The organism is Bacillaceae bacterium S4-13-56, assembly GCA_040191315.1.
Lineage (GTDB): Bacteria > Bacillota > Bacilli > Bacillales > JAWJLM01 > JAWJLM01.
This window is the reverse complement of sequence record JAWJLM010000158.1, coordinates 1-1745: the sequence shown is the minus strand read 5'-3', so window position 1 is coordinate 1745 and position 1745 is coordinate 1. Positions and strand designations below refer to the sequence as shown.

Annotated in this window: 1 tRNA gene and 1 rRNA gene; both read right to left on the bottom strand. The window is 50.5% G+C overall.

Going from position 1 to position 1745, the window contains the following annotated elements:
* Positions 1–1555, bottom strand: a 23S ribosomal RNA gene (locus RZN25_18315); the annotation flags it as partial.
* A 96-nt stretch (positions 1556–1651) separates the two neighbouring features.
* Positions 1652–1724 (bottom strand) — tRNA-Ala (locus RZN25_18310).
* Between the last annotated feature and the right edge of the window lie 21 nt (positions 1725–1745).

Genomic DNA, 1745 nt, shown 5'->3' with positions numbered 1-1745 from the left:
TTATGGTGAACGGATTTGCCTATTCACCACTCTCACTGCTTGGACGCGCTTATCCAACAACGCGCTTTCCTTATCCTCCTGCGTCCCCCCATCGTTCAAACGGTCATTTGGTGGTACAGGAATTTCAACCTGTTGTCCATCGCCTACGCCTTTCGGCCTCGGCTTAGGTCCCGACTTACCCTGAGCGGACGAGCCTTCCTCAGGAAACCTTAGGCTTTCGGTGGAGAAGATTCTCACTTCTCTTTCGCTACTCATACCGGCATTCTCACTTCTAAGCGCTCCACCTGTCCTTACGGTCAGACTTCACGGCACTTAGAACGCTCTCCTACCATTGTTCGTAAGAACAATCCACAGCTTCGGTGATACGTTTAGCCCCGGTATATTTTCGGCGCAGAGTCACTCGACCAGTGAGCTATTACGCACTCTTTAAATGGTGGCTGCTTCTAAGCCAACATCCTGGTTGTCTAAGCAACTCCACATCCTTTTCCACTTAACGTATACTTTGGGACCTTAGCTGGTGGTCTGGGCTGTTTCCCTCTCGACTACGAACCTTATCACCCGCAGTCTGACTCCCAAGGATAAATGTCTGGCATTCGGAGTTTGACTGAATTCGGTAACCCGATGAGGGCCCCTAGTCCAATCAGTGCTCTACCTCCAGCATTCTTACCTTGAGGCTAGCCCTAAAGCTATTTCGGAGAGAACCAGCTATCTCCGTGTTCGATTGGCATTTCACCCCTACCCACACCTCATCCCCGCACTTTTCAACGTGCGTGGGTTCGGGCCTCCAGTCAGTGTTACCTGACCTTCACCCTGGACATGGGTAGATCACACGGTTTCGGGTCTACGACCTCATACTCCTTCGCCCTATTCAGACTCGCTTTCGCTGCGGCTCCGTGTCTTCCACTTAACCTCGCATGAAATCGTAACTCGCCGGTTCATTCTACAAAAGGCACGCCGTCACCCCTAAATGGGCTTCGACTACTTGTAGGCACACGGTTTCAGGATCTCTTTCACTCCCCTCCCGGGGTGCTTTTCACCTTTCCCTCACGGTACTGGTTCACTATCGGTCACTAGGGAGTATTTAGCCTTGGGAGATGGTCCTCCCGGATTCCGACGGAATTTCTCGTGTTCCGCCGTACTCAGGATCCACTCCGGAGGAAACAGTATTTCAACTACAGGGCTCTTACCTTCTTTGGCGGATCGTTCCAGATCGCTTCATCTATCCTGTTTCTTTGTAACTCCAATGGAGTGTCCTACAACCCCAGAAGGCAAGCCTTCTGGTTTGGGCTAATTCCGTTTCGCTCGCCGCTACTCAGGAAATCGCGTTTGCTTTCTCTTCCTTCGGGTACTAAGATGTTTCAGTTCCCCGAGTCTGCCTTCCTTATCCTATGAATTCAGATAAGGATACTGCTCCATTACGAACAGTGGGTTTCCCCATTCGGAAATCTCCGGATCAAAGCTTACTTACAGCTCCCCGAAGCATTTCGGTGTTAGTCCCGTCCTTCGTCGGCTCCTAGTGCCAAGGCATCCACCGTGCGCCCTTGTTCACTTAACTATATGAACAATTAGATCGTTCGATCTTTAACGCTAAAAAAAATTGATGCTTTGTCGTTTTACTCATTTCTTCTTATTCAGTTTTCAAGGTGCAAAGTGGAGCCTAGCGGGATCGAACCGCTGACCTCCTGCGTGCAAGGCAGGCGCTCTCCCAGCTGAGCTAAGGCCCCATATTATATTGAAGGCTTCTT